The following is a 24571-nucleotide window of genomic DNA, read 5'->3' as shown; positions in this document are numbered from 1 at the left end:
GGCCGGGCCGGCGCCGTTCATGGGGAGGACATCGTGACATGTTCTGTTCGAAAGAATTCGACCTGCGGCCGCAACGCTTTGGGCTTGTCCCTTTTGCCGTCGCCCTATCGACGTGTCCGCCCGGAAAATCCCTCGTTCAACTGCAAGGCCAACCGACATGACTGACGCTGCGCTCGCAAAATCGCCCCAGCCTGCGAAAAGCTATCGCTGGATCGGTGTCGCCGCCGCCGTCGTGCTGCTCGGCGCCATGGTCTTCGACACGACGATCGTGCGCATCGGCTCGGAGGCCGACGTGCAGGTCCAGAAGTTTTCGCCGGAAGCGTATGGCGCGGAACAGTTCCCGCTGATCAAGCAGAGCGTCGAGACGCGGGCTGTCGGCGCCGTCGAGCTGTCGCAGGCGGTCGCCGCGGACAAGAAGGCGGCGGGTGAGAAATACGGCGTCGCCACCTCCGTCGGTCCGGTCATTCCGGTGAAATTCACCGGCGTCGTCGGCGAGCGCAAGGCGAATTACAACGTCGTCGCGGTCGAGGGGCTGCCCGCCGAGCTGACCGTGCGTGTGCAGACCGGCCCGGCGCTCAACGGCACGGATCTGCGCGATGCCACCGGCCAGATCGAATTCGGCCAGTTCAAGAACCAGATCGAATACCAGGATGCCGGTTCGGCCATCAACAACGAGGTCAAGAAGGTCGTGCTGTCGGGCATCGATCCGGCGGCGCTCAGCGGCAAGACGGTCTCGGTGATCGGCGTCATCAAGCTCGTCAACCCGAAGAGCTGGATCGTCACCCCGGTGAGGCTCGACGTCCAATGAGCGCGCTTGCGGAAACCGGCCGGAAGGGTGAAGTCGTGCTTGCCGCGCGCAACGTGGCGAAATCCTACGGTAGTGTGCATGCCCTCAAGGGCGTCAACTTCGACATCCATCGCGGCCAGGTGACGACGCTGTTCGGCGAAAACGGCGCCGGCAAGTCGACGCTGATGAAAATCCTCTCCGGCGTGGTGCAGCCCACATCGGGTGAAATCATTCTCGATGGAGAACCTATCGTTTTCGCGTCATCCTCCCAAGCACGTGACCGCGGTATCTCCATCATCCATCAGGAGCTCAGCCTCGCGCCGAACATGAACGTTCGCGACAACATCTTCATGGGTCGCGAAATCATGACGGCGACGGGTGTCGACTTCGCCGAAGAAGAGCGCCAGACGCGGCTCCTGATGGAAGAACTCGAAGAGGATATCGATCCTCTGACCCCGGTCGAGGACCTGCGTCTCGGCCAGCAGCAGATCGTCGAGATCGCACGCGCACTTTCGGTCAATTCACGCATCCTGATCATGGACGAGCCGACCTCGGCGCTCTCGGCCTCGGAAGTCGACGTCCTGTTCAAGGTCATCCGCGACCTGATGAACCGCGGCGTCTCGATCGTCTACATCTCGCACCATCTCGAAGAGGCGCTGCAGATCACCAACCATGCGGTGGTGCTGCGCGACGGGGCGATGACCGCCTATGCCGAGCGCAAGGACATCGATCTCGAATGGATCGTGCGGCATATGGTCGGCGACAATTTCGACCTCGGCTCGCCGCCGTCAGGCTACGACAAGGGCGACGTCGCGCTCTCCATCGAGGGGCTGACCGTGCCGGATCCGGGCGGCGCGGGCTATTCCGTCGTTGACGGCATGTCGCTTGCCGTGCGTGCGGGGGAGATCGTCTGCATCTACGGCCTGATGGGTGCGGGACGCACCGAGCTGCTCGAAACCGTTGCCGGCCGCCTGAAGGCGACGGCCGGCAAGGTCAAGCTGAAGGGCCGGGACGTCACCGGCCAGTCGATTGCCGCCTGCATTCGCGACGGCCTCGTGCTCGTGCCGGAGGACCGGCAGCGCGACGGCCTGGTGCAGACCATGACGGTCGGCCGCAACCTGTCGCTCGCCAGCCTCGGCGCGTTCACGCGCGGCCTCTTCACCTCGACCGCGCGCGAGGCCGGCCTTATCGGCGAGGCGATCCGCAAGGTGCATATCAAGACCGATGGCGGTGATGCTGCGATCGGCTCGCTCTCCGGCGGCAACCAGCAGAAGGTGGTGATCGGCAAGATGCTGGCGACCGATCCGGAGGTGATCCTGCTCGACGAGCCGAGCCGCGGCATCGACATCGGCGCAAAGGCCGAGGTGTTCAAGCTGCTCGCCGAGCGTGCGAAGCAGGGCCTTGCCGTTGTCTACACCACGTCGGAGGTCGGCGAATGCCTCAGCATCGCCCACCGCATCATCGTCATGCGGCGCGGCCGCATTTCGGCGGAATTCGGTCCTGACGTGACCAAGGAACAGATCATGGCCGCCTCGGGCGAAGCCGTGCACGCCCACTAGAACGAACCCAGCCGGGTTCATTCTAGATACTTGTTTTACCGCATTCTCCGACGCCGAGGCGATGTTCCGGCTGGAAATGCTCTAGGAGCGCTGAAGCAATGTCAGTCACACCTGCAATCCAGACGAAGGCGGCGGCGAGCGGCGGCAAGCGCAAGAAGAGCTTTATCGAGCTCCTGTTCGAGGGCCGCGCCTTCTTCGCGCTCATTGCCATCATCGTCGTCTTCTCGTTGATGTCGCCGAACTATTTCACGGTCAGCAATTTCCTGATCATGGCCTCGCATGTCGCGATTTTCGGCCTGCTCGCCATCGGTATGCTGCTCGTCATCCTCAATGGCGGTATCGACCTTTCCGTCGGCTCGACGCTGGGGCTTGCCGGCGTCGTCGCGGGCTTCCTCATGCAGGGCGTAACGCTGCCGCAGCTCGGCATCATCCTCTATCCCTCGGTCTGGGTCGTGGTCGTGCTGACCTGCCTGCTCGGCGCCGTCGTCGGCGCGGTCAACGGCGTGCTCATCGCCTATCTGCGGGTGCCGGCCTTCGTTGCGACGCTCGGCGTGCTCTATGTCGCCCGCGGCGTTGCGCTTCTGATGACCAACGGCCTCACCTACAACAATCTCGGCGGGCGCCCGGAACTCGGCAATACCGGCTTCGACTGGCTCGGCTTCAACCGTCTCGCCGGCGTGCCGATCGGCGTCATCGTGCTCCTCGTCTTCGCCGTCGTCTGCCACATCCTGCTTGCCCGCACGGCGTTCGGCCGCTGGCTCTATTCCTCCGGCGGCAACGAGCGTGCGGCGGAACTGTCGGGCGTGCCGGTCAAGCGCGTGAAAATCACCGTCTATGTGCTGTCGGGCGTCTGCGCCGCCGTTGCCGGCCTGGTGCTGTCCTCGCAGCTCACATCCGCAGGTCCGACGGCCGGCACGACCTACGAACTGACGGCGATCGCCGCTGTCGTGATCGGCGGGGCGGCGCTGACGGGCGGTCGCGGCACGGTCATCGGCACCATGCTCGGCGCTTTCGTGATCGGCTTCCTGTCGGATGGTCTCGTGATCATCGGCGTCTCGGCCTACTGGCAGACGGTTTTCACCGGCGCCGTCATCGTCACCGCCGTTCTGTTGAACAGCATCAAATACGGCCGCCGCTGAGGAAAGCGGCGACTGACAGGAACTGACTGCGGCTGGGGGAGGCGGACCATCGAAGCCCCGGCAGTGGAAAGTATTGCCGAAAATCGGCGCAACCGGACTCAACAAGGGAGTGAGACCATGTTCAAAAAAGGAATGCGTGTACTTTTCGCTGCGACCGCCGCACTGCCGCTGCTGTTCAGCACCGCCTGGGCCGAAGGCCTGATCACCGTCATCGTCAACGATCCGTCCAACCCCTACTGGTTCACGGAAGGCGAAGTGGCGAAGAAGACGGCGGAAGGCCTCGGCTACACGGCCAATGTCGGTGCGCACAAGGGCGATACCAACACCGAGAGCAACCTGATCGACACGGCCATCACCAACAAGTCCGTCGCCATCATCCTCGACCCGGCAAACGCCGATGGCTCGGTGGGCGCGGTCAAGAAGGCGGTTGCCGCCGGCATCCCGGTCATCCTCGTCAATGCCGAGATCAACCAGGAAGGCCTCGCCAAGGCGCAGCTCGTTTCGAACAACGCCCAGGGCGCCGCTCTCGGCGCCCAGCAGTGGGTCGAAGCGGTCGGCGACAAGGGCAAGTATGTCGAACTCTTCGGTGCACCCTCCGACAACAACGCTGCAACCCGTTCGAACGGTTACGAAACCGTCCTGACGCAGTATCCCGATCTCGAAAAGTCCGGCAAGGAAGTGGCCGATTGGGATCGCACCAAGGGCCACGCCAAGATGCAGTCCCTGCTTCAGGCGAACCCCGACATCATCGGCGTGATCAGCGGCAATGACGAAATGGCGCTCGGCGCCATCGCGGCCCTCAAGGAAGCCGGCAAGCTGGAACAGGTGAAGGTCGGCGGCTTCGACGGCTCGCCGGATGCCGTCGCCGCCATCAAGGCGGGCGAGTTGCAGTACACCGTCCTCCAGCCGGTCGCCGTCTTCTCGGAAGCGGCCGTCAAGCAGGCCGACAATGTGATCAAGACCGGCTCCACCGGTGTCGATACCGAAAAGCAGCTCTTCGATTGCCTGCTGATCACCAAGGACAATGTCGACAAGTACACCGCTCCCTTCGTTCTGAGCGAGTAATCGACACGGGGGGCGCCCGTCGCGGGCGCCCCTTTCCGCTTGGCATTTCCCTTGCCGCCCGAAACGAGATACGACACGTTATCCTCGAAGCATGGCAGGGCCTACGGTGAACAAGAAAGTCGACGTCAAGGATTTGCTTTCGGAAGAGCTGCCGAGCGACAGCCGGCATGCACGCCAGCTCGTGCGCCGCCAGATGATCGCCGAGACGGTCATCGCCGAAGGCTCCATCCGCATCGAGGATCTCACCGAACGCTTCGGCATCAGCCTGATGACGGCGCATCGCGACGTCGATGAGCTCGTCAGCCGCGGCCTTTTCCGCAAGACGCGCGGTATCGTCTCCGCCGCGCCCACCAGCCTGATCGAATCCTCCGACGTCTACCGCGCGACGAAGCAGGCGAAGGAAAAGAAGGCGATCGCCAGGGCGGCGATGCGCTTCGTGGAGCCGGGCCAGGCGATCTTCCTCGACGACGCCACCACCGTGCACGAGATGACCAACTTCCTGCCGGCCAAGGTGCCGCTGACGGTCATCACCAATTCGCTCGTGCTCATCAACGAATTGAAGGACGTCAACGACGTCAACCTGATCTGTCTCGGCGGCCAGTTCTACAATTGGTGCAACGCCTTCATGGGCCACATCACCACCAACGAGATCCGCCGCCTGCGGGCCGATACGGTGTTCATGTCGCTCTCGGCCATCGTCGGTGATGCGGTCTATCACCAGTCGCCAGAGACGGTGGAAACAAAACGGGCGATGTTCGAAAGCTCCGCCAAGCGGGTGCTTCTTGCAGATCACACCAAGTTCGAGCGGCGCGCGCTGCATCACTTTGCGACGCTTCAGGAATTCGATGCCGTCGTTGTCGACGAGGACATTCCGATCTCGCATCTGTCGCGCATGCGCTCGGCGGGCATCAACGTCATCGTGGCGGATGCCGAACGGGTGGCCTGAGACCTCTTTCTTCTCTCCGGTCGATGTTGCATCCTCGCGGCCCGATTACCTGCGGAGAGGAAACCCATGACAAAAATTGTCGATGATCCGGAACGGTTTGCGTCTTCGGCGCTGGCGGGCTTTTCCAGGGTCTATGGGCGATATGTGCGGCTGGTGAAAGGCGGCGTCATTCGCGCCACGGCCGTGCCGCGCGGAAAAGTCTCCGTTATCGTCGGTGGTGGATCGGGACACTATCCGGCCTTTGCCGGCTATGTCGGGCCTGGCATGGCGGATGCGGCGGTGGCGGGCGAGATCTTCGCTTCCCCCTCGACGGCGGCGGTCGCCCGCGTCTGCCGTAATGCCAGCCACGGCGGCGGGATTCTCCTCGGCTTCGGCAATTATGCCGGCGACGTCCTGAATTTCGGCGTGGCGGCGGAGCGGTTGAGGGCTGAGGGCATCGATGTGCGCATCGTCACCGTGACGGATGACGTGGCGAGCGCACCGGCGGACCGTCACTTGCAACGGCGCGGCATCGCCGGCGACTTCCTCGTCTTCAAGGTGGCGGGCGCGGCGGCAGAGGCGGGGCTTTCCCTCGACGAGGTCGAGCGCGTGACGCGGCTTGCCAATGCCCGCACCTTCTCCTTTGGCGTCGCCTTCGGCGGTTGCACGCTGCCGGGCGCGACGGAGCCGCTTTTCACGGTGCCCGAGGGCGTGATGGTGCTCGGCCTCGGCATCCATGGCGAGCCGGGTATCCGTGATGCGAAAATCGTGCCGGCGGGCGATCTTGCAACCTTGCTGGTGGAGACCGTGCTCGCCGAGCGCCCGGCGGGCGGGCGCCGCGCCGCCGTGCTGCTCAACGGTCTCGGCGCAACCAAGTATGAGGAGCTGTTCGTACTCTGGGGCGAGGTCGAGAACCGTCTTCAGGCGGCCGGCGTCGAGCTTGTCGCACCGGAGGCCGGCGAGTATGTCACCAGCCTCGACATGCAGGGATGTTCGCTGACGGTAATGTGGCTCGACGCGGAGCTGGAGCGCTTCTGGCTTGCGCCCTGCGATACACCGGTCTTCCGGCGCGGCGCGGGGTTCGAGACACAGCCGGCCGACTTTGCGGAAAATGCCGAGGACGCGACGCCGGTCTTCGGGCCGGCCTCCGGCACTGCGCGGGAAAGTGCGCGCTGCCTCGCCGGTGTCCTCGATGCCATGGTGGCGGCTCTGACCGAGGCGGAGGCCGAGCTTGGGCGCATCGATGCCTTTGCCGGCGACGGCGACCACGGCCAGGGCATGCGCCGCGGCGCGACTGCGGCCCGCGACGCCCTCCATCAGGCCGTGGCGGATGGTGCCGGTGCGAAAAGCGCGCTTGCCGCGGCCGGCGATGCCTGGGCGGATCGGGCCGGCGGAACCTCCGGCGCCATCTGGGGCCTGCTGCTGCGCTCCTGGAGCTCGGCTTTTTCCGACGAGGCGGCCTTGCAGGATACGGATATCGTGCGCGGCGCCCGCCTCGCGCTGGAGGACGTGATGCGCCTCGGCGGGGCGAAGCCGGGCGACAAGACCCTTGTCGATGCCTTCGTGCCCTTCGTTGCCGCGCTCGAAACGGCGAAAGCGGATGGCCTTTCGCGGAAAGAGGCCTGGCAGAAGGCCGCCGTTACTTGCGCGGAGGCGGCTGAGGCCACCGCGCCGCTGTCGCCGCGGCTCGGGCGCGCACGCCCGCTCGCCGCGCGCAGCATCGGCCATCCGGATGCCGGCGCAGTGTCGCTGGCGTTGATCGCAAGGACGATCGCCGGCCGCCTCTGACGGCTTTTAACGGGTTTTCTTTGGATCGGTAGCGGTCTGCCTCCCATCGCCTGCGTGATTTTGAGTCGAACCTCGTGTGACGTTCGGCTTTTTCGCGTGTCCGGCTTCGTCAAGAACCGACGGTTTTTCAAATGGTTGGAGTGGGGAGTCGTTCTCTGTCGCCCTCAAGGCACGATGTTATGTTCATCGTGCGATCACATATTCTAAGATAGAGTTGTTGACATGTTATACCAGTTGAGGAATATAGGCTCACGCCGGACGCCCGGTGGAGGAAATTCCGGCTGGAGCCCAAATGTCCGGCCGTTGCATTCAGGGAGGTCTTCGATGACATCGATCGCGTTGTTCGGCGCCGGTGGCAAAATGGGCTATCGGCTCGCCAAGAATCTCAAGGGTTCGCGCTTCGATGTCCGTCATATCGAGGTGAGCGAGGCCGGAAAGGCGCGCCTTTCCGATGAATTGGGCCTCGCCTGCGTTTCCGCCGACGAAGGCCTCGATGGTGCCGACGTCGTCATCCTCGCGGTTCCGGATACGGCGATCGGCAAGGTCGCAGCCGGCATCGCCGACAAGCTGAAGCCGGACACGATGGTCGTCGCGCTCGACGCCGCCGCCCCCTTCGCCGGCCATCTGCCGGATCGTGCGGACCTTACCTATTTCGTCACGCATCCCTGCCATCCGCCGATCTTCAACGACGAGACGGATCCGGCCGCCAAGCGTGATTTCTTCGGCGGCATCGCGGCCAAGCAGCATATCGTTTCCGCCCTGATGCAGGGGCCGGAGGAAGCGTATGCGCTCGGTGAGGAGATCGCGAAGGTTATCTGGGCGCCGGTCATGCGCTCGCACCGTGTCACCGTCGAGCAGATGGCGCTGCTGGAGCCCGGGCTTTCCGAGACCGTTTGCGCTTCGTTGCTCGTCGTCATGCGGGAAGCGATGGAAGAATGCGTCAGGCGGGGCGTTGCCAAGGAGGCGGCGCGCGATTTCCTGCTCGGTCACATGAACGTGCTCGGCGCGGTCATCTTCGAAGAGACGCCCGGCGTCTTCTCCGATGCCTGCAACAAGGCGATCGAGTTCGGCAAGCCCGTGCTGATGAAGGACGACTGGAAGCGCGTGTTCGAGCCCGAGGAAATCGCGGCCAGCATCCACCGCATCACCTGATATCCGGCGGGTTCGCCCGCCGATGAAGCGACTTGCACCGGGGCGGCCCTTTTCAATGGAGGAATGGCCGCTGGAGAGACCGGTGCCTAACCGGGAGGAAAAATATGAACATTACCCGTAGACTGATCACCGTCGGTTTCGCTGCTGTCATGGCCGCCGGCGTCGCCATGCCGTCCTTTGCGGCGGATCTCATCGCCATCATCACGCCGAGCCACGACAATCCGTTCTTCAAGGCGGAAGCCGTCGGTGCCGAGGCGAAGGCCAAGGAACTCGGCTACGAGACGCTGGTGCTCGTGCACGATGACGACGCCAACAAGCAGTCGCAGCTCATCGACACCGCGATCGGCCGCGGCGCGAAGGCGATCATCCTCGACAATGCCGGCTCGGAAGCCTCGATCGCTGCCGTGCAGAAGGCGAAGGATGCGGGTGTTCCGTCCTTCCTGATCGACCGCGAAATCAACGCCACCGGCGTTGCCGTCTCGCAGATCGTCTCGAACAACTATCAGGGCGCGCAGCTCGGCGCGGAAGAGTTCGTCAAGCTGATGGGCGAGAAGGGCAATTATGTCGAGCTGCTCGGCCGCGAAGCCGATCTCAATGCCGGCATTCGCTCCAAGGGCTATCACGACGTCATCGACGAGTACCCCGACATGAAGATGGTCGCCCAGCAGTCGGCCAACTGGAGCCAGACCGAAGGCTACTCCAAGATGGAGACGATCCTTCAGGCCAACCCGGACATCCAGGGCGTGATCGCCGGCAACGACACGATGGCCATGGGCGCGATCGCGGCGCTTCAGGCGGCCGGCCGCAAGGACGTCATCGTCGTCGGATTCGACGGTTCGAACGACGTGCGCGACTCGATCAAGGCAGGCGGCATCAAGGCCACCGTCATGCAGCCGGCCTATGCCCAGGCCCAGCTCGCCGTCACCCAGGCGCATGAATACATCACGACCGGCAAGGCGCCGGCCGAGGAAAAGCAGCTCATGGACTGCGTGCTGATCACCGCTGACAACGCCAGCAAGCTCGAAACCTTCGCGCTCGCGGAATAATCCTCCCCCGCGACGGTGCGAGGCGGGGTACGGTCCCGCCTCGCATTTCATTCATGACGGAGAATGGGAATGCTGAGGTTTCAGGCTGCCTTTCCGGTTCTGCTGGCCGGCGCGCTGGCGCTTGGCGGCTGCAAGTTCGTCAAGACGGAAGACGAGCAGAAGCAGGCGGCGGCCGGGGCCTTCAATCCGGACAAGCTGGTCGCCGATATCTGGGACGCCAAGGTCGTGCCCTATCTCGACGAGCGTGCCGGTGCATTTCAGGCGGTTTCCGCTCTCGCGGCAAGCGACCTGAATGCCGCCGCCGAAAAATACGGTCATAAGGAAAAGCAGGGCAATGCGCCCTGGACGTTCGCGGCCAAGGTCGACGGTGTGATCGTTGCTGAAGAAACGAAATCGCGCGCAGCCTATGTCGATGTGGACGTCGACGGCGACCAGAAGGCGGATGTGCGCGTCTCGATCGGCCCGGCCATCCGCGGTACGGCCATCCGTGACAGCCTGAAATTCGTGAACTTCAACGAGTTCAAGAACCAGATCGAGTGGGCGCAATACGGCAAGTCGTTCAACACCCATGTGAACGGCCTGTTGCTGGAAAAGCTGCCCCGCGAAAGCCTGACCGGCAAGACGATCAAGGCGACGGGCGCCTATCCGCTGCCAGCCAAGGGGCAGTTGCCGCAATTCGTGCCCGTTACGATCACCGTCGGAGGCTGAGATGAGCGGCATCGATGACGGCGACGTCATTCTCGAATTGAAGGACATCACGAAAGCCTATTCCGGCATCGTGGCGCTGAAGAAGGCGGACCTGAAGCTCAGGCGCGGCGCGGTCAATGTGCTGGTCGGCGAAAACGGCGCCGGCAAGTCGACGATGATGCGCATCATCGCCGGCGTGGAGCGGCCGACGCTCGGCGAAATCTGGATGGACGGCGAGCGCATTCATCTGAACAGCCCCGCCGATGCGGTGCGCCACGGCATCGGCATCGTCTTCCAGGAGCTGAACCTCTTCGGCAACCTCTCCGTTGCCGAAAACATCTTTGCGACGCGTGAGATCACGCGCGGTCTTCGCGGCATCGACCACAAGGCGCAGGTCGAAAAGGCGAACGAATTCCTCAACCGCCTGGAAGCGGGCATTTCCGCCGACACGCTGGCGGAAGACCTGCCGATCGGTCAGCAACAGCTCGTCGAGATCGCCCGTGCCGTCTCGCTCGACACGCGCATCCTCATCATGGACGAACCGACGTCCGCCCTCAGTGCCGCGGAAGTCGATGTGCTTTTCCGCGTCATCGCCGACCTCAAGGCGCGGGGCGTCGCCATCGTCTATATCTCGCACCGGCTGGAAGAGCTGATGCGCATCGGAGACTACATCACCGTCTTGAAGGACGGCCAGATCACCGGTCACGCCATGGTCAAGGACATCGACACGCGCTGGATCGTGCGTTCGATGATCGGCTCGGACGCCAAGGATTTTGCCAAGCAGGTCGATCACGAGCCGGGCGCGGAAATGTTTCGCACCGAAGACATCTGCCTGCCGCGCGCGCAGGGTGGCTATGCCGTCGATCATGTCTCGATCGGCGTGCGCAAGGGCGAAATCCTCGGCATTTATGGCTTGATGGGCGCGGGGCGTTCGGAGCTTTTCGAATGCATCATGGGCCGGCACGAGCATTATACGGGAAAAATCTTCGTCGAGGGCGAGGAGCTGAAGGGTCGCGATACGACCCGGCGCATCCGCGAGGGCCTGGCGTTGATCCCGGAGGACCGGCAGCGCGAGGGGCTTGTGCAGTCCATGTCGATTGCCGACAACCTCTCGATGGCAAGCCTCGGCCAGTTCCTGAAGGGCGGCTTCCATATCGATCTGAAGCTTGAGAAGGCGGCGATCCTTGAGGCGATCCGCAGCCTTTCGATCAAGGCGAAGAACCCCGAATTCGACGTTACCTCGATGTCCGGCGGCAACCAGCAGAAGGTCGTCATCGGCAAGGCGCTGATGACCGGCCCAAAAGTGCTTTTGATGGACGAGCCGAGCCGCGGAATCGATGTCGGGGCCAAGGCGGACGTCTTCCGCACCATGCGGCGGCTGGCGGGCGAGGGGCTCGCCATCCTCTTCTCCACTTCCGACCTCGAAGAGGTCATGGCGTTGTCCGATCGTATCGCCGTGATGAGCAACGGCCGGCTGGTGACGGTGGTGGATCGAAAGGACGCCACCGAGGAGATGATCGTTTCGGCCTCCGCGGAGGGACACAAAACCAAAAGGATGCACGCGTGATGACGACAGCAACGCAAACTGCCGCCGCCGGCAACCACCTTTCCACGGGCGCTGCCCTGCTCACGATCATGAAGCTGAGGACCTTCATCGCGCTCTTCGCGGTGATCATCTTCTTCTCGATCTTCGCGCCGAACTTTTTGTCGACTGCGAACATGATCCTGATGTCGAAGCATGCGACGCAGAATGCGTTCCTTGCCATCGGCATGACCTTCGTCATCATCACCGGCGGCATCGACCTTTCGGTCGGCTCGATCGTCGGCCTGTGCGGCATGATCGCCGGCGGGCTCATCATGTATGGCGTGGCGCTGCCGCTCGGCTACACGGTCTATTTCAACATCGTCGAGGTCGCCGTCATCGTCATGGCGGTCGGTATTCTGATCGGTGCGATCAACGGCCTGCTCATCACCCGCCTCAACGTCGCGCCCTTCATCGCGACGCTCGGCACGCTCTATGTGGCGCGCGGCATGGCGCTGCTCTATTCCGATGGCCAGACGCTGCCCAATCTCACGGGCCGCGAAGACCTCGGCAACCAGGGCTTTTCCTATCTCGGCTCCGGCTCGATCCTTGGCCTGCCGGTTTCCGTCTGGATCCTGATCGTCGTCGCGCTGGGGGCCGCCTACTTCGCCCGCTTCGTGCCCCTCGGCCGGCACATCTTCGCGGTCGGTGGCAATGAACGTGCCTCCCGCATGTCCGGCATCCGTGTCAACCGCGTCAAGATGTTCGTCTACATGTTCTCCGGCTTCTGCGCGGCGATCGTCGGCCTCATCATCTCCTCCGAACTGATGGCGTCGCACCCCGCGACCGGCACCAATTTGGAGCTTAACGCCATTGCGGCGGCCGTTCTCGGTGGTACATCCATGTCGGGCGGACGCGGCACGATCGGCGGCACGATCATCGGCGCCTTCGTGATCGGCATTCTCTCGGACGGGTTGGTGATGATGGGTGTCAGTTCCTTCTGGCAGATGGTGATCAAGGGGCTCGTGATCATCGTCGCCGTCGTCGTGGACCAGGCGCAGCGCCGGCTCCAGCAGCGCGTCACCCTGATGCAGATGGCAAAGGCGGGTTGAGCATGGCGCGGTTCAAGGGTGCGTTGATCGGTTGCGGATTCTTCGCCGTCAACCAGATGCATGGCTGGCGGGACTTGGCCGACGTGGACATCGTGGCCATCTGCGACCGCGATCCGGAGCGGCTGCGTATCGTCGGTGACGACTTCGGCGTCGAAAGGCGCTATCAGTCGGCGGGAGCGATGTTTGCCGATGGCGGCTTCGATTTCGTTGATATCGCCACGACGGTCGGCAGCCATCGCGCACTGGTCGAGCTTGCCGCAAGCCACACGATCCCGGCGATCTGCCAGAAACCGTTCGCACCGACGCTCGGGGACGCCAAGGCCATGGTCGCGGCTGCGCAGGCGGCCGGCATCCCCCTGATGATCCACGAGAATTTTCGCTGGCAGACGCCTATCTTAGCCGTAAAGGCGGTGCTCGACAGTGGCGCGATCGGTGATCCCTTCTGGGGGCGCGTCTCCTTCCGTTCCGGCTTCGATGTGTTCTCCGGCCAGCCCTATCTCGCCAAGGGCAATCGCTTCATCATCGAGGACCTCGGTATCCACGCGCTCGACATCGCCCGCTTCCTCTTCGGCGATGCCAGCCGCATGACCGCCCGCACCCGCCGCATCAACCCTGATATCGCCGGCGAGGACGTGGCGACGATGCTGCTCGACCACGACAACGGCGTCACCTCGATTGTCGATGTCAGCTATGCGACGAAGCTGCCGCAGGAACCCTTTCCGGAAACCTTCGTCGAGATCGACGGCAGCAAGGGCACGCTGCGGCTCGGCAAGGACTACAAGCTCATCGTTCATGGTCCAGATGGCACGACGGAAACGGTCGTCGCGCCGAACCTGCTGCCCTGGGCCTCGCGGCCCTGGCACAACATCCAGGAGAGTGTTGCGCTCATCCAGAAACACTGGATCGAGCGGCTGGTGACGGGACACGAACCGGACACCTCCGGCCACGACAACCTGAAAACCTTTGCCTTGGTGGAGGCTGCCTATCTCAGTGCCGAGCGCGGCGAGACCATCGCGCTGGGAGATCTTTTGGGATGAGCGGGGACCTGCTCCGGCTCTACGGCACAAGCGAGCGCGAGCCGGAAAGCCGAACGCTTTCGGCCGGCGACCTGAGTGTGGGCCTTCAGGACGGCAACCTGCGCACACTGCGGTTTCGTGGCCATGAGGTGCTGCGCGCCATTGCCTTCCTTGTGCGCGATAAGGATTGGGGCACCTGCGGTGCCGCCATCGCCAATCTTGCGCTCGAAGAAACGGCAACGGGTTTCTCCGTTCGCTATGATGCCCGTTTCAGCGCGCCTTCCGGCGCCAACCTCGACTGCGCCATCACGATCACCGGCAACGCCGAAAGCGTGACCTTCTCTGCCGGTTGCGTCAGCGATGCGGATTTTGAAACTGCGCGTGCGGGCTTCGTCGTGCTGCATCCGGTTGTCGGCGTTGCGGGCGAACCGGTCGAGGTGCAGCACAGTGACGGCAGAGTCGAACAGGCGCGTTGGCCGGACCGGATAGAGCCCTGGCAGCCCTTCAAGGATATCGCTGCCATTACCCATCACGTTGCCCCCGGTATCGCGGCAACGACGGAATTCTTCGGCGATGTCTTCGAGATGGAGGACCAGCGCAACTGGACCGACGGCTCCTACAAAACCTATGTGCGGCCCCTGGCGCTGCCCTGGCCCTATCGCGTGCCGAAGAGCAAACCGTTCAGCCAGCGGGTTTCTGTTGCGATCGAGTCGGATGGGGATGCGGCGCCTGCGGCCGGTGCCGGGGATGCCGTTTCGCTGCTGATGGTGCCGACGACATACCGGCTTCCCGAGATCGGCGTCGGACTGAGGCCGGAATGCCTTGCTGGCGAGCGGGCCGCACTCGATGCCTTGAGCGTTGTGGGCGCCCGGCATTTGATCGCCCATTTCGATCCTGCCGCCGGCCATGGCATCGAAGCGCTGGCTGGCTATGCTGAGATCGCAGCACGGTCCGGCCTGAAGGTGACGCTGGAACTTGCCGTGCCGTGCCAACGTCCGCTCGATGATGAAATGTCTGATATCGCGTCACTCGTCGGTAAGGCAGGGCTGGTGCTCGATACGCTGTTCGTCTGTCCTGCGGTGGACCGGCAGTCGACGCCGCCCGGCAGCGTCTGGCCGGAGTGTCCGCCGCTGGAGGCGGTGTATGCCGCAGCGCGGGCAGCCTTTCCGGGCGTGCGGCTCGGTGGCGGCATGATGAGTTATTTCACCGAGCTCAACCGTAAGCGTGTGCCGGGCGCGTTGCTGGATTATGTCAGTCATTGCACCAATCCGATCGTGCACGCGGCCGATGACCTCTCAGTCATGCAGACCTTCGAGGCGCTGCGTTTTGTCACGCGTTCGGTTCGCACGCTCTACGGTGACAAGCCGTACCGTATCGGCCCTTCGACAATCGCCATGCGGCAAAATCCCTATGGCAGCGCGACGAAGGCCAATCCAGCGGGCGGCCGCATTCCGATGGCCAATGTGGATCTTCGTCATAACGGGGCGTTCGGTGCAGCCTGGACGCTGGCCTATGCTGCTACGGTTGCCTCGGCCGGGCTTGAGGTCCTGACGCTGTCGACGCTGGCGGGGCCGTTCGGGCTTGTGGCAGGCGAGGGGGAGGCAACGCCCGAAGGGGCGCTTCGGCCGCTCGCCCATGTGCTGGCGCGGCTCGGCAGCCTTTCCGGTGCGGCGCTGGTCGCCGTCGAGACGTCCCGCCCGGATGCGGTGCTGGGCCTTGCTTCGGAAAGCCGGTTGTTTTTGGCGAACATCACGCGGGAAGCGCAGGTTGTGGTTCTTCCGGCAATGCCGCGCACGGTTTCGCTGATCGGTGGCGGCGGCGTGGAGATGCCGGCGGCCCAAAGAATCAGCCTGCCGCCCTACGGCACGGTCGAGGTCCTGCTGTGAACCTTATTTCTGCCCCTTGAGCGCATAGAGCGCGCGGGAGCGTTCGAGGTGCTTGATCATCGCCTTTTCGGAAAGGTCGGCGTCACCCTTCTCGATGGCGCGGATGATTTCCTCGTGTTCGGCCAGCGTGAAATTCTCGCGGCCCGTCCAGATGAGCATTTCCGTATGATAGGACTTCAACCATCCCAGCATCGCACCGCTGACGGCCGCGAAGATCGGATTGCCGGAGATCCGCGCAATGCATTGGTGGAACTCCATATCCGCTTCGATGAAGGCATCCGCATCGCCGAGGCTTTGTTTCTGCGTGTCGAGCAGGGCGCGTAGTTCGGCAATCTGGGTGGGGCTCGCCTTGGTGGCGGCCTCGCGGATCATGCCGCGCTCGAAGAAGATGCGGGCGCTTTTCAGATGCTCCAGCGTGTCGGAGGAGCCGGAGAGCATGAGTTTTGCCGGCAGGTCGACCTGGCGGATGATGGATTCGGCGGTGATGCGCAGCACCTTGGCGCGCTCGCCCTGCGAAATCTCCACCAGCCCCTTGCCGGCGAGCGCCTGCATTGCCTCGCGGATGGCCGGGCGGCCGACACCGTAGCGCTCCATCAGCTCGCGTTCGGAGGGCATGTCGTCGCCGGCTTTCAGTTCGCCGGTCTCGATCATGTGCTTCAGCCGGGCGAAGACTTCGTCGGAGAGTTTCTTGCGGACGATCGGTTCGGAAACGACGTTCATGGGGCACCTGGTTTCGACAGGTTTGAATATGCATCAAGTTTCATTGCCGCAACAGCTTTCACGAGAAAGTCGGCTTGCAATAACATAAATACTCATTATACCAGTGGATGGATTTTCACAAGCGCGCGCGGGAGGAGAAAACGTGATCCGTCTGACCTATCGGATAGAGACGGCGGGTTCGCCCGAGGCCATGGCGGCGAAGATCGCCAGCGACCAGTCGACCGGCACCTTCGTGGCCCTTCCCGGGGAGACGGAGGAGCTGAAGGCCCGTGTTGCAGCGCGCGTTGCCGCCATTCGCCCCCTGCCGCCCGCCGAGCGGGCCTCCTTTCCGGATGAAGCCGTTGGGGCGCACCTCTTTCACCGGGCGGATGTCGATATCGATTTTCCGCTGGATGCTGTCGGGACCGATCTTTCGGCGCTGATGACCATCGCGATCGGCGGTGTGTTCTCCATCAAGGGTATGACGGGCATCCGCGTCGTCGGCATGAAGCTGCCGCCGGAGTTCGCTGACGCGCATCCCGGCCCGCAATTTGGCGTTTCCGGAAGCTTCGCGCTGACGGGTGTGAAAGACAGGCCGATCATCGGCACCATCGTCAAGCCGGCACTCGGCCTTCGGCCGCACGAGACGGCCGAGATGGTCGGAGAACTGATCGCTGCGGGCGTCGACTTCATCAAGGACGACGAGAAGCTGATGAGCCCGGCCTATTCGCCGCTGAAGGACCGCGTGGCGACGATCATGCCGAGGATCCTCGACCACGAGCAGAAGACCGGCAAGAAGGTCATGTATGCGTTCGGCATCAGCCACGCCGATCCCGACGAGATGATGCGCAATCATGATCTGGTACTGGCAGCCGGCGGCAACTGCGCGGTCGTCAACATCAACTCCATCGGCTTCGGCGGCCTTTCCTTTCTGCGCAAGCGCTCGGGTCTCGTGCTGCATGCCCACCGCAACGGGTGGGATATCCTGACCCGCCATGCCGGTCTCGGCTTCGAGTTTTCCGTCTGGCAGCAGTTCTGGCGGCTGCTCGGTGTCGACCAGTTCCAGATCAACGGCATCCGCGTGAAATACTGGGAGCCCGACGAGAGTTTCGTGCGCTCCTACAAGGCCGTCAGCACGCCGCTGTTTTCGACGAAGGACGTGGCGCTCCCGGTCATCGGCTCCGGCCAGTGGGGCGGGCAGGCGCCGGAAACGATCGCGGCGACGGAGGGTTCGACGGATTTGCTGTACTTGTGCGGCGGTGGCATCGTCAGTCATCCGGGCGGGCCGGGGGCGGGCGTCAAGGCCGTACGGCAGGCCTGGGAAGCGGCCGTCGCGGGCGTGCCGCTCGAAGCCTATGCGAAGGACCACGCGGAACTTGCGCAGTCCATCGAAAAGTTTGCCGATGGCAAGGGAGCCTAGACTATGACACGTCCCCTGATCAGCTACTACGGCGACGATTTCACCGGCTCGACGGACGTCATGGAGGCCCTCGCGTCCAATGGCGTGGAGACCGTGCTTTTCCTCGATGTGCCGGATGCGGACCTCCTGTCACGGTTTGCCGGTGCGCGGGCCTTCGGCCTGGCCGGCACCAGCCGCAGCGAGACACCGGGCTGGATGGACGTGCATCTTCGTGCGGCCTTCGGCTGGCTGAAGACGCTCGATGCCGAGCTTTGCCACTACAAGATCTGCTCGACCTTCGATTCCGCCCCCCATGTCGGCAACATCGGCCGCGCAATAGAGATCGGCCGTGCCGTCTTCGGCGAGGCGACGGTGCCGCTCATCGTCGGTGCGCCGCAGATCCGGCGCTACACGGCCTTTGGCGACCTTTTTGCGGCCTATCAGGGGCGTAACTACCGCATTGATCGCCATCCGGTCATGGCACGTCACCCGGTGACGCCGATGAACGAGGCCAATCTCCTGTTGCATCTCTCGCGGCAGACAACGCTCTCCTCCACCCTCATCGACATGGTTGCGCTGCTGGCCGATCCGCAGCCGGAAAACGCCGATATCCTTCTCGTCGACGTGCTCGATGCGGCGACGCAGGTTGCGGCCGGTGCCCTGCTCTGGAACCGGCTGCGGGAGAAGAGCCGCTTTGTCTGTGGCTCCTCCGGTCTGGAATATGCCCTGATCCCGACATGGCGGGACCGGGGCCTGGTTGGCGAGAAGCCCGCCTTTCCCGCAGCCGGGCCGGTGGATCGCATCGCTGTCGTTTCGGGCAGCGTCTCGCCCACCACCGAACGGCAGATCCGCCATGCGCTGGAAAACGGCTTTGGTGGCGTCACGCTCGATCCACTTGTGCTGTCGGGCGAGAGCAACGCGACGGCGGTTGCTGCGGCCGTCGAGGCTGGTCTCAGGATCTTGCAGGAAGGGCGCAGCGTCGTGCTCTATACCGCGCTCGGGCCTGCGGCGGACCGCGGCGGTGAACTCGATTCTGCGGCAGGTGCCCGTCATCGTCTCGGGCGTGCCTTGGGGCGTATCCAGTCGGAGATCGTCGCACGTGCCGGTCTTGTTCGCGCGGTCGTGGCCGGTGGCGACACATCAAGCCATGCGCTTGGTGAAATGGGGATCGCGGCACTCACGCTGAAAATGCCCTTGCCGCAGACGCCGGGTTCGCCGCTCTGCATTGCCCATGGCGGGGCGGCGGATGGCCTCGAGATCGCGCTGAAGGGCGGGCAGGTTGGCGGCGACGACTATTTCTCGATGATCCGCGCCGGCCGGGCCTGAGCGGTTTTCACCGGCCCGGATGCTCTGTCGCGCCCTTCTCGGCAAGGGCGCCCGGCGTTACACCGAAAGCCTTGCGGAAGGCGGAAACGAAGGCACTGGCCGAGCCATAGCCGGCATCGGCCGCCACCACTTTGACCGGTAGGCCACGCATCAGCGGATCGAAACCCGCAGCCAGCACCACCCGTTGCCGCCAGGCACGGAAGGAGAGGCCGGTGGTGGTGGTAATGCGCCTTTGCAGGCTGCGCGGCGACAGTGCCAGCCTGTTGGCCCAATCGGAAAGCTCCAGCAGGCGTTCTTCGCCGGCATGCCATTGGCGCTGCATGGCGGCGAGTGCGGGATCGGCGGGAATTGCCAGCGTCGCGACAGGTCGGGCCGGGCGTAGCCGGTCGAAGAACACGTCGATGAGACGCTCATGCGCCGGTTGGCCGGAAGCCGTGCGATCGCTGGAGGCGAGTGTGTGCACGAGCTCCCGTTCCAGTCCACCGATCCGGAAAAGCATCGGCCGGTCGCCGAGAAGCACCGTTGCGCCCGGCTCGACATAGAGATTGTGCGCCGTGCGGGCGCTGCGCGCGCTCAGAGCATGCGGCAGGCCGCCGGGTATCCAGACCGCCTCGCCGGGACCAAGCACGACGAAACGCTCTGCGGCCTGCACCAGGAGAGGCGCATCCGGGCAATAGGCGAACTGTCCGCGACGGTGTTGGTGTGGCGGCGGCTGGCGCGCCGTCTCGAAGCGGGTGGAAAGGCCGATGAGCCGTGCTGCGCCGTCCTCGTATCCCGCGACCGGATCGACCTGCATTCTGGCACCTCCGTGATGGCACTTGGCATCTTCGCGACACTGCCCGCCGGCTGCAAGTCTATTCTTGCCGCAGAGGTGACGATGATCCTGACAGATTTCCTTCTTCTCGCAGGGGCCGGCCTGATCGGCGGCCTCTGCAATGCCATCGCTGGCGGTGGCACCTTCTTCACGCTGCCTGCCCTCATCGCAGTGGGTGTGCCGCCCGTTTCGGCCGCGGCGACGAGCGCGGTCGCTATCTGGCCGGGCCACGCGCTGGCAGTCGTCGGGGCACCGGAGCGGCTGCCGGCAGAAGAGAGCGACAGCATGCCCTGGGTGGCAGGAGGTGCACTTGCGGGTGCGGCCTTGCTGCTCCTTGGCGGAAACGATGTGTTTCGCGTGCTCGTGCCCTGGCTCATCCTGACGGCGACGCTGCTCTTTACCTTTGCCGCACCGTTGCATCGGCTCGTGGGGCGCCTTGCCGGAGGGAAAGGGCCGCGGCGCCGGTTCCTCGATTTTGCTGCGGCGCTGTATGGCGGCTATTTCGGCGCCGGGCTCGGTGTCGTGCTGATGGCGCTGATCATGCTGGAGGGGGAGGCGGCGCTCCGGCGTGCCAATCTGCGCAAGAATTTTCGGGCGGCGGTGGTGACCTCGCTTGCGGCTGCGGTGTTCATCGCAAGCGGCAGCATTGCCTGGCGGCAGGGGTTGCCTGTCTTTGCCGGTGCCTTGGCCGGCGGGTTCCTCGGCGGACGGCTTGCGGCCCATGTGCCAGCCATCGCCCTCCGGCTCGCCGTCATTGCAACGGGGATCGTGCTGTTCCTGTCCTATCTCTAGAACCGCCGGGTCCTGGCCCGACCTGTGACGGCCTTATGCCGGGAACTGCCGGTAGCATTCCTCCGCGATCTGTTGGAGCCGTTCGCGGGAAATGTCGCCGGTCACCGCATAGCCGAGATCGCCATCGATCCAGTAGAAGGTTTCCACGCCGCTGGTAGAAGCAAAGCGGAAGCTGGTCGTCCGGTTTTCCTCGTTGCGGGCAACGAGGACCGTGACGCGGCGCCCGGTTTCGTCCTCGTACATGAACAGGGCGCCGGGCTTGTCGGTGACGGGTAAGAGGCGACCGCCCACCAGTTTGAAGCCGAGCGTCGTGAGGTCCGGGACCTTCAGGTCGTCGATGGCAAGGCGTTTTCCGAGCCATCGTGCCAGATGCGCCTCCTGGTCGGCAAAGACCTCGACGGGATGGCGCACCTCGCTCGCATAGATGAGATAGGCATTGCGCGCCTCGTGCGGGAGGGCATCCATGGCCGTCATCGTCGGCGCCCTTTCAAGGAGCATCGGGCCGAAATGGCCGGCAAGGCCGCCGAGCATGAAGACGAGCATTGCCGCGGCGGCCATTGCAAGGTGCGGCGTTGCGACCCTTTTAGCGGCACGATGTCCGGTGATGAGCTGGAGATCGGAGGGGCGGGCGGTGGCATAGGCGGCAAAGGCGTCTCTCAGGCCATCGTTCTGCGCCTGCCAGTCGGCCACCAGTCGTGCGGCTTCCGGGTTGTCGGCGAGATGGGCTTCCACACGTTCGTGTTCAGCTCCCTCCAGAAAGCCGTCGGCAAAGGCGTGCAGGTCCGTTTCGGTCACGGGGCGGCTCTCGCTCATCGGGGGCTCCGCAGGTGAATGACGTTTTCGGCTGCCAGTTTCTCCCGCAGCATCTGCCGGGCGCGGGAGAGGCGCGACATGACGGTGCCGGCCGGGACATCCAGGATTTCGGCAACTTCCTGATAGGTGTGGCCTTCGACCGCAACCAGCATCAGCACGGCCCGCGCCTCCTTCGGCAGGGTGTCGAGCGCCTGAACGAGCCGGTTCCGCGCCAGCGGATCGGAGGGCGGGGCGCCTTCGGCGATGCTCTCGGCCGCCTCGATGCCGACGGACGGGCGGCGCGCGACGGCGCGGCGGGCGTTGAGATGCAGGTTGGTCATGATCCGGTAGGCCCAGGCGCGAATGTTTGCGCCGCGCCATTGCCCCCGGTGGCTCAGTGCCTTTTCGACACAGTCCTGCAGCAGGTCCTCGCTTTCCGCATCCGATCGTGTCAGGCTGCGGGAGTAGCGCCGGAGCTGTGGCAAGAGGGCCAGGATCTCGGCGTCGAAAGAGACGGGCGAGGAGGATGCGCCCTCCCGCCCGCTGCCCATCCCGACGCCGTGCGGGTCAGGGCTTTGCGACATCCCAGACGCCGTTCACACCGTCGCCAGTCGTATCGCCTTCCTTCTTGTCCTTGACCCAGTAGTAGAGCGGCATGCCGTCCTTGGCCCATTGTTTCGCCCCGTCCTTGCGGGTGACGAGGGAGTATGCACCCTCTGTGGCCGCATCGGAAGCGGCGATGGCCGGCGGCCAGTTCGTCGCGCATTTGTCGTAGCAGTTCGAGGTGCCGGGCTTGTCTTTCTTGAAGGTGTAGAGGGTCATGCCCTTCTCGCCGGCAAGCACCTCGCCCTTGTCGGTCTTGACGGCCGTGAACGGTTCGGCAGCGAAAGCCGTGCCCGCAAGGACCGCGACGGCGAATGGTACGAGGACTAGGAACTTCATGGTCGTCTCCCATCGTTACGGCGACTTTCCTGAGCCGCCCCTGCCAAGACACCGATGCCTGCCGGATTATTCCCTGCCGCTTTGAAAAAATACGCGGCGGACTGGAAAACGCATCTTTATCTTTTCCTTACGTCGCTTCCCTGCCTTCCCAATCGAAACCTGACCCCGTCCGCTCCTAGTGTGCCGCCAGCATAAACAGGAGACGGACATGTCCGATTTCATATTCCTCGCGCTCGGCTGCGCCACGTTCGTCGTGTTCGCAGCCTATGCCCGCGCGCTCGACCGGCTTTGAGGAGACGACAGTGCTTGAACCCCTTTTCGGCCTTTTCGTCGCGCTTGCCCTTGGCGCCTATCTCGTGGTCACGCTGCTGCGGCCCGAACGCTTCTGAGTTTTTTGGAGAATTTTGATGACCACGATCGGGTGGCTGCAAATCGCCCTCTTCTTCCTCGCGGTGCTCGTCACGATCAAGCCGCTCGGATTGTACATGGCCCGCGTCTTTGCCGGCGAGCGCACTGTGCTGTCGCCGGTTCTCGGACGTCTGGAAACGGACCTCTATCGCGTTTCCGGCATAAACCCCGGCAAAGAGCAGGGCTGGCTCGCCTATACGGCCTCGATGCTGGCCTTCTCCATCGCCGGCTTTGTCGCGCTCTATGCGATCCTGCGCCTGCAGGCGTATTTGCCGCTCAACCCGCAGGGTTTTGCCGGCATGGCACCGGACCTCGCCTTCAACACGACGGTGTCCTTCGTCACCAACACCAACTGGCAGAACTATGGCGGCGAAACCACGCTCAGCCATTTCAGCCAGATGGCCGGCCTGACGGTGCAGAACTTCTTGTCCGCCGCAACGGGCATCGCGCTCGCCATGGCGCTGACGCGGGCTTTCGTCCGTTCGAAGGTCGCAACGCTCGGCAATTTCTGGGTGGATATGACGCGGGCGGTGCTCTATGTGCTGCTGCCGATGGCGATCGTCGTCGCGCTTGCTTTCGTCGCCATGGGCTTGCCGCAGACGCTGGACGGTGCCGTGACGGCGACCACGCTCGAGGGCGCGAGCCAGACGATCTCGCTCGGCCCGGTCGCCTCGCAGGAGGCGATCAAGCAGCTCGGCACCAATGGTGGCGGCTTCTTCAACGTCAACGCCGCCCATCCCTTCGAGAACCCCACGACGTTCTCCAACTATCTCAACATCTTCGCCATGCTGTCGATCTCGGCCGCGCTGGTCTACACGTTCGGCCAGCTCGTCGGTAACCGCCGCCAGGGCTGGGCGATCATCAGCGCCATGGCGATCCTGCTGATATCAGGCGTCGCCGTCGTCTACTGGGCGGAGGCCGCGGGCAATCCGATCCTGACCGCTCTTGGCGTCGATGCTTCCGCCGGCAATATGGAAGGCAAGGAAGTGCGCTTCGGCCAGGCGATGACCGCGCTCTATGCCGCCGTCACGACCGGCCTTTCAGACGGTGGCGTCAACGGCATGCACGGCTCCTTCACCGGTCTCGGCGGTCTTGTGCCGATGTTCCTGATGCAGCTCGGTGAGGTTTTGCCGGGTGGTGTCGGGTCCGGTCTGTACGGCATGCTCGTCTTCGCGCTGCTTTCCGTCTTCGTGTCCGGCCTGATGGTCGGCCGCACGCCGGAATTCCTCGGCAAGAAGATCGAGGGCCGCGAGATGAAATATGCCATGCTCGCCGTGCTCGTCCTGCCGCTCACCATCCTCGGCTTCACCGCAGTTTCCGCCATGCTGCCCTTCGCCGTCGCCAGCATCGGCACGGCCGGCCCGCATGGCCTGTCGGAAATCCTCTATGCCTATACGTCCGCGGCCGGCAACAACGGCTCGGCCTTCGGCGGGCTGACGGGCAACACCGTCTGGTACAACACGACGCTCGGCATCGCCATGCTGCTCGGCCGCTTCGCCTATATGATACCCGTCATGGCGATCGCCGGTTCGCTGGCGGCCAAGGTGAAGGTGCCCCCGTCCTCCGGCACCTTCCCGACGGACGGGCCGCTCTTCGTCGGCCTCCTCATCGGCATCATCCTCATTCTCGGCGGCCTGCAGTTCTTCCCTGCGCTTGCCCTCGGCCCCATCGTCGAACATCTAGCGATGCTTGCCGGCCAGACCTTCTGAAGGAAC

At 64.1% G+C, this 24571-nt stretch carries 23 protein-coding genes; 18 read left to right on the top strand and 5 right to left on the bottom strand.

Annotated features, from left to right (window positions below):
• Positions 1-157 precede the first annotated feature (157 nt).
• From K0P03_RS16000 to apnL, 13 genes are all read left to right on the top strand, one after another.
• Positions 158-808, top strand: a complete 651-nt coding sequence (locus K0P03_RS16000) for a DUF2291 family protein (RefSeq protein WP_023517504.1) — start codon at positions 158-160, stop codon at positions 806-808.
• A complete protein-coding gene (locus K0P03_RS15995) occupies positions 805-2346 on the top strand; it encodes a sugar ABC transporter ATP-binding protein (RefSeq protein WP_024271311.1) in 1542 nt (513 codons plus the stop codon). Before K0P03_RS16000 ends, K0P03_RS15995 begins: the two co-directional genes overlap by 4 nt.
• A gap of 98 nt (positions 2347-2444) precedes the next feature.
• The gene (locus K0P03_RS15990) at positions 2445-3485 is read left to right on the top strand and encodes an ABC transporter permease (protein WP_272790071.1); all 1041 of its coding nucleotides are present in this window, start codon (positions 2445-2447) and stop codon (positions 3483-3485) included.
• Positions 3486-3602: 117 nt separating this feature from the next.
• Positions 3603-4550, top strand: coding sequence for a D-ribose ABC transporter substrate-binding protein (locus tag K0P03_RS15985; RefSeq protein WP_024271312.1), 948 nt, complete (start codon positions 3603-3605; stop codon positions 4548-4550).
• A 91-nt stretch (positions 4551-4641) separates the two neighbouring features.
• Positions 4642-5496 (top strand): DeoR/GlpR family DNA-binding transcription regulator, encoded by an 855-nt coding sequence (locus K0P03_RS15980; protein WP_443020559.1) that lies wholly within the window; start codon positions 4642-4644, stop codon positions 5494-5496.
• Positions 5497-5562: 66 nt separating this feature from the next.
• Entirely contained in the window at positions 5563-7263 is a 1701-nt protein-coding gene (locus K0P03_RS15975) for a dihydroxyacetone kinase family protein (protein ID WP_272790069.1), read from the top strand.
• A gap of 324 nt (positions 7264-7587) precedes the next feature.
• The gene (locus tag K0P03_RS15970) at positions 7588-8415 is read left to right on the top strand and encodes a phosphogluconate dehydrogenase C-terminal domain-containing protein (RefSeq protein ID WP_272790068.1); all 828 of its coding nucleotides are present in this window, start codon (positions 7588-7590) and stop codon (positions 8413-8415) included.
• Positions 8416-8519: 104 nt separating this feature from the next.
• Entirely contained in the window at positions 8520-9461 is a 942-nt protein-coding gene (locus K0P03_RS15965) for a D-ribose ABC transporter substrate-binding protein (RefSeq protein ID WP_050743658.1), read from the top strand.
• Between the two features lie 69 nt (positions 9462-9530).
• Positions 9531-10169 carry a DUF2291 family protein gene (locus K0P03_RS15960; RefSeq protein WP_272790067.1) on the top strand — a complete coding sequence of 213 codons (639 nt, stop codon included), beginning with the start codon at positions 9531-9533 and terminating at the stop codon, positions 10167-10169.
• A 1-nt stretch (position 10170) separates the two neighbouring features.
• Positions 10171-11715, top strand: coding sequence for a sugar ABC transporter ATP-binding protein (locus tag K0P03_RS15955; protein WP_272790066.1), 1545 nt, complete (start codon positions 10171-10173; stop codon positions 11713-11715).
• The gene (locus tag K0P03_RS15950; RefSeq protein ID WP_130514214.1) at positions 11715-12782 is read left to right on the top strand and encodes an ABC transporter permease; all 1068 of its coding nucleotides are present in this window, start codon (positions 11715-11717) and stop codon (positions 12780-12782) included. The genes K0P03_RS15955 and K0P03_RS15950 overlap by 1 nt, the downstream gene beginning before the upstream one ends.
• Before the next feature lie 2 nt (positions 12783-12784).
• Entirely contained in the window at positions 12785-13819 is a 1035-nt protein-coding gene (locus tag K0P03_RS15945) for a Gfo/Idh/MocA family protein (protein ID WP_272790065.1), read from the top strand.
• Positions 13816-15684, top strand: coding sequence for a D-apionate lactonase (gene apnL / locus K0P03_RS15940; RefSeq protein WP_272790064.1), 1869 nt, complete (start codon positions 13816-13818; stop codon positions 15682-15684). The genes K0P03_RS15945 and apnL overlap by 4 nt, the downstream gene beginning before the upstream one ends.
• Positions 15685-15687: 3 nt before the next feature.
• Here apnL and K0P03_RS15935 read toward each other — a convergent pair whose 3' ends face one another.
• Positions 15688-16404 carry a transcriptional regulator NanR gene (locus K0P03_RS15935; RefSeq protein WP_023513982.1) on the bottom strand — a complete coding sequence of 239 codons (717 nt, stop codon included), beginning with the start codon at positions 16402-16404 and terminating at the stop codon, positions 15688-15690.
• 142 nt (positions 16405-16546) lie between these two features.
• Here K0P03_RS15935 and oiaX point away from each other — a divergent pair, with 142 nt between their 5' ends.
• Positions 16547-17803 (top strand): 3-oxo-isoapionate-4-phosphate decarboxylase OiaX, encoded by a 1257-nt coding sequence (gene oiaX / locus K0P03_RS15930; protein WP_130513973.1) that lies wholly within the window; start codon positions 16547-16549, stop codon positions 17801-17803.
• A gap of 3 nt (positions 17804-17806) precedes the next feature.
• On the top strand, positions 17807-19108 hold the full coding sequence (locus tag K0P03_RS15925) for a four-carbon acid sugar kinase family protein (RefSeq protein WP_272790063.1): 1302 nt from the start codon (positions 17807-17809) through the stop codon (positions 19106-19108).
• A gap of 7 nt (positions 19109-19115) precedes the next feature.
• On the opposite strand, the gene K0P03_RS15920 is transcribed toward K0P03_RS15925, so the two are convergent.
• A complete protein-coding gene (locus K0P03_RS15920; protein ID WP_272790062.1) occupies positions 19116-19904 on the bottom strand; it encodes an AraC family transcriptional regulator in 789 nt (262 codons plus the stop codon).
• A 15-nt stretch (positions 19905-19919) separates the two neighbouring features.
• Here K0P03_RS15920 and K0P03_RS15915 point away from each other — a divergent pair, with 15 nt between their 5' ends.
• Positions 19920-20714 carry a TSUP family transporter gene (locus K0P03_RS15915; RefSeq protein ID WP_272790061.1) on the top strand — a complete coding sequence of 265 codons (795 nt, stop codon included), beginning with the start codon at positions 19920-19922 and terminating at the stop codon, positions 20712-20714.
• 33 nt (positions 20715-20747) lie between these two features.
• On the opposite strand, the gene K0P03_RS15910 is transcribed toward K0P03_RS15915, so the two are convergent.
• Genes K0P03_RS15910 through K0P03_RS15900 form a run of 3 tightly spaced genes read right to left on the bottom strand, consistent with a single transcriptional unit; the run spans position 20748 to position 22448 of the window.
• Positions 20748-21527: an anti-sigma factor family protein gene (locus K0P03_RS15910; protein ID WP_272790060.1), complete on the bottom strand. Its 780-nt coding sequence runs from the start codon at positions 21525-21527 to the stop codon at positions 20748-20750.
• Positions 21524-22090: an RNA polymerase sigma factor gene (locus tag K0P03_RS15905; protein WP_272790059.1), complete on the bottom strand. Its 567-nt coding sequence runs from the start codon at positions 22088-22090 to the stop codon at positions 21524-21526. The genes K0P03_RS15910 and K0P03_RS15905 overlap by 4 nt, the downstream gene beginning before the upstream one ends.
• The gene (locus tag K0P03_RS15900; RefSeq protein WP_272790058.1) at positions 22074-22448 is read right to left on the bottom strand and encodes a COG4315 family predicted lipoprotein; all 375 of its coding nucleotides are present in this window, start codon (positions 22446-22448) and stop codon (positions 22074-22076) included. Before K0P03_RS15900 ends, K0P03_RS15905 begins: the two co-directional genes overlap by 17 nt.
• A 266-nt stretch (positions 22449-22714) precedes the next feature.
• On the opposite strand from K0P03_RS15900, the gene kdpF reads away from it, so the two are divergent.
• Both kdpF and kdpA read left to right on the top strand, forming a co-directional pair.
• Entirely contained in the window at positions 22715-22837 is a 123-nt protein-coding gene (gene kdpF, locus K0P03_RS15895) for a K(+)-transporting ATPase subunit F (protein WP_081870726.1), read from the top strand.
• Positions 22838-22855: 18 nt separating this feature from the next.
• The gene (gene kdpA, locus K0P03_RS15890) at positions 22856-24565 is read left to right on the top strand and encodes a potassium-transporting ATPase subunit KdpA (RefSeq protein ID WP_272790057.1); all 1710 of its coding nucleotides are present in this window, start codon (positions 22856-22858) and stop codon (positions 24563-24565) included.
• Positions 24566-24571: the final 6 nt, after the last annotated feature.

The organism is Shinella sp. HY16, from assembly GCF_028534175.1.
In the GTDB taxonomy this organism is placed as follows: domain Bacteria; phylum Pseudomonadota; class Alphaproteobacteria; order Rhizobiales; family Rhizobiaceae; genus Shinella.
Note: the sequence above shows the minus strand (reverse complement) of the source record. Positions and strands in the feature narration are given on the sequence as shown.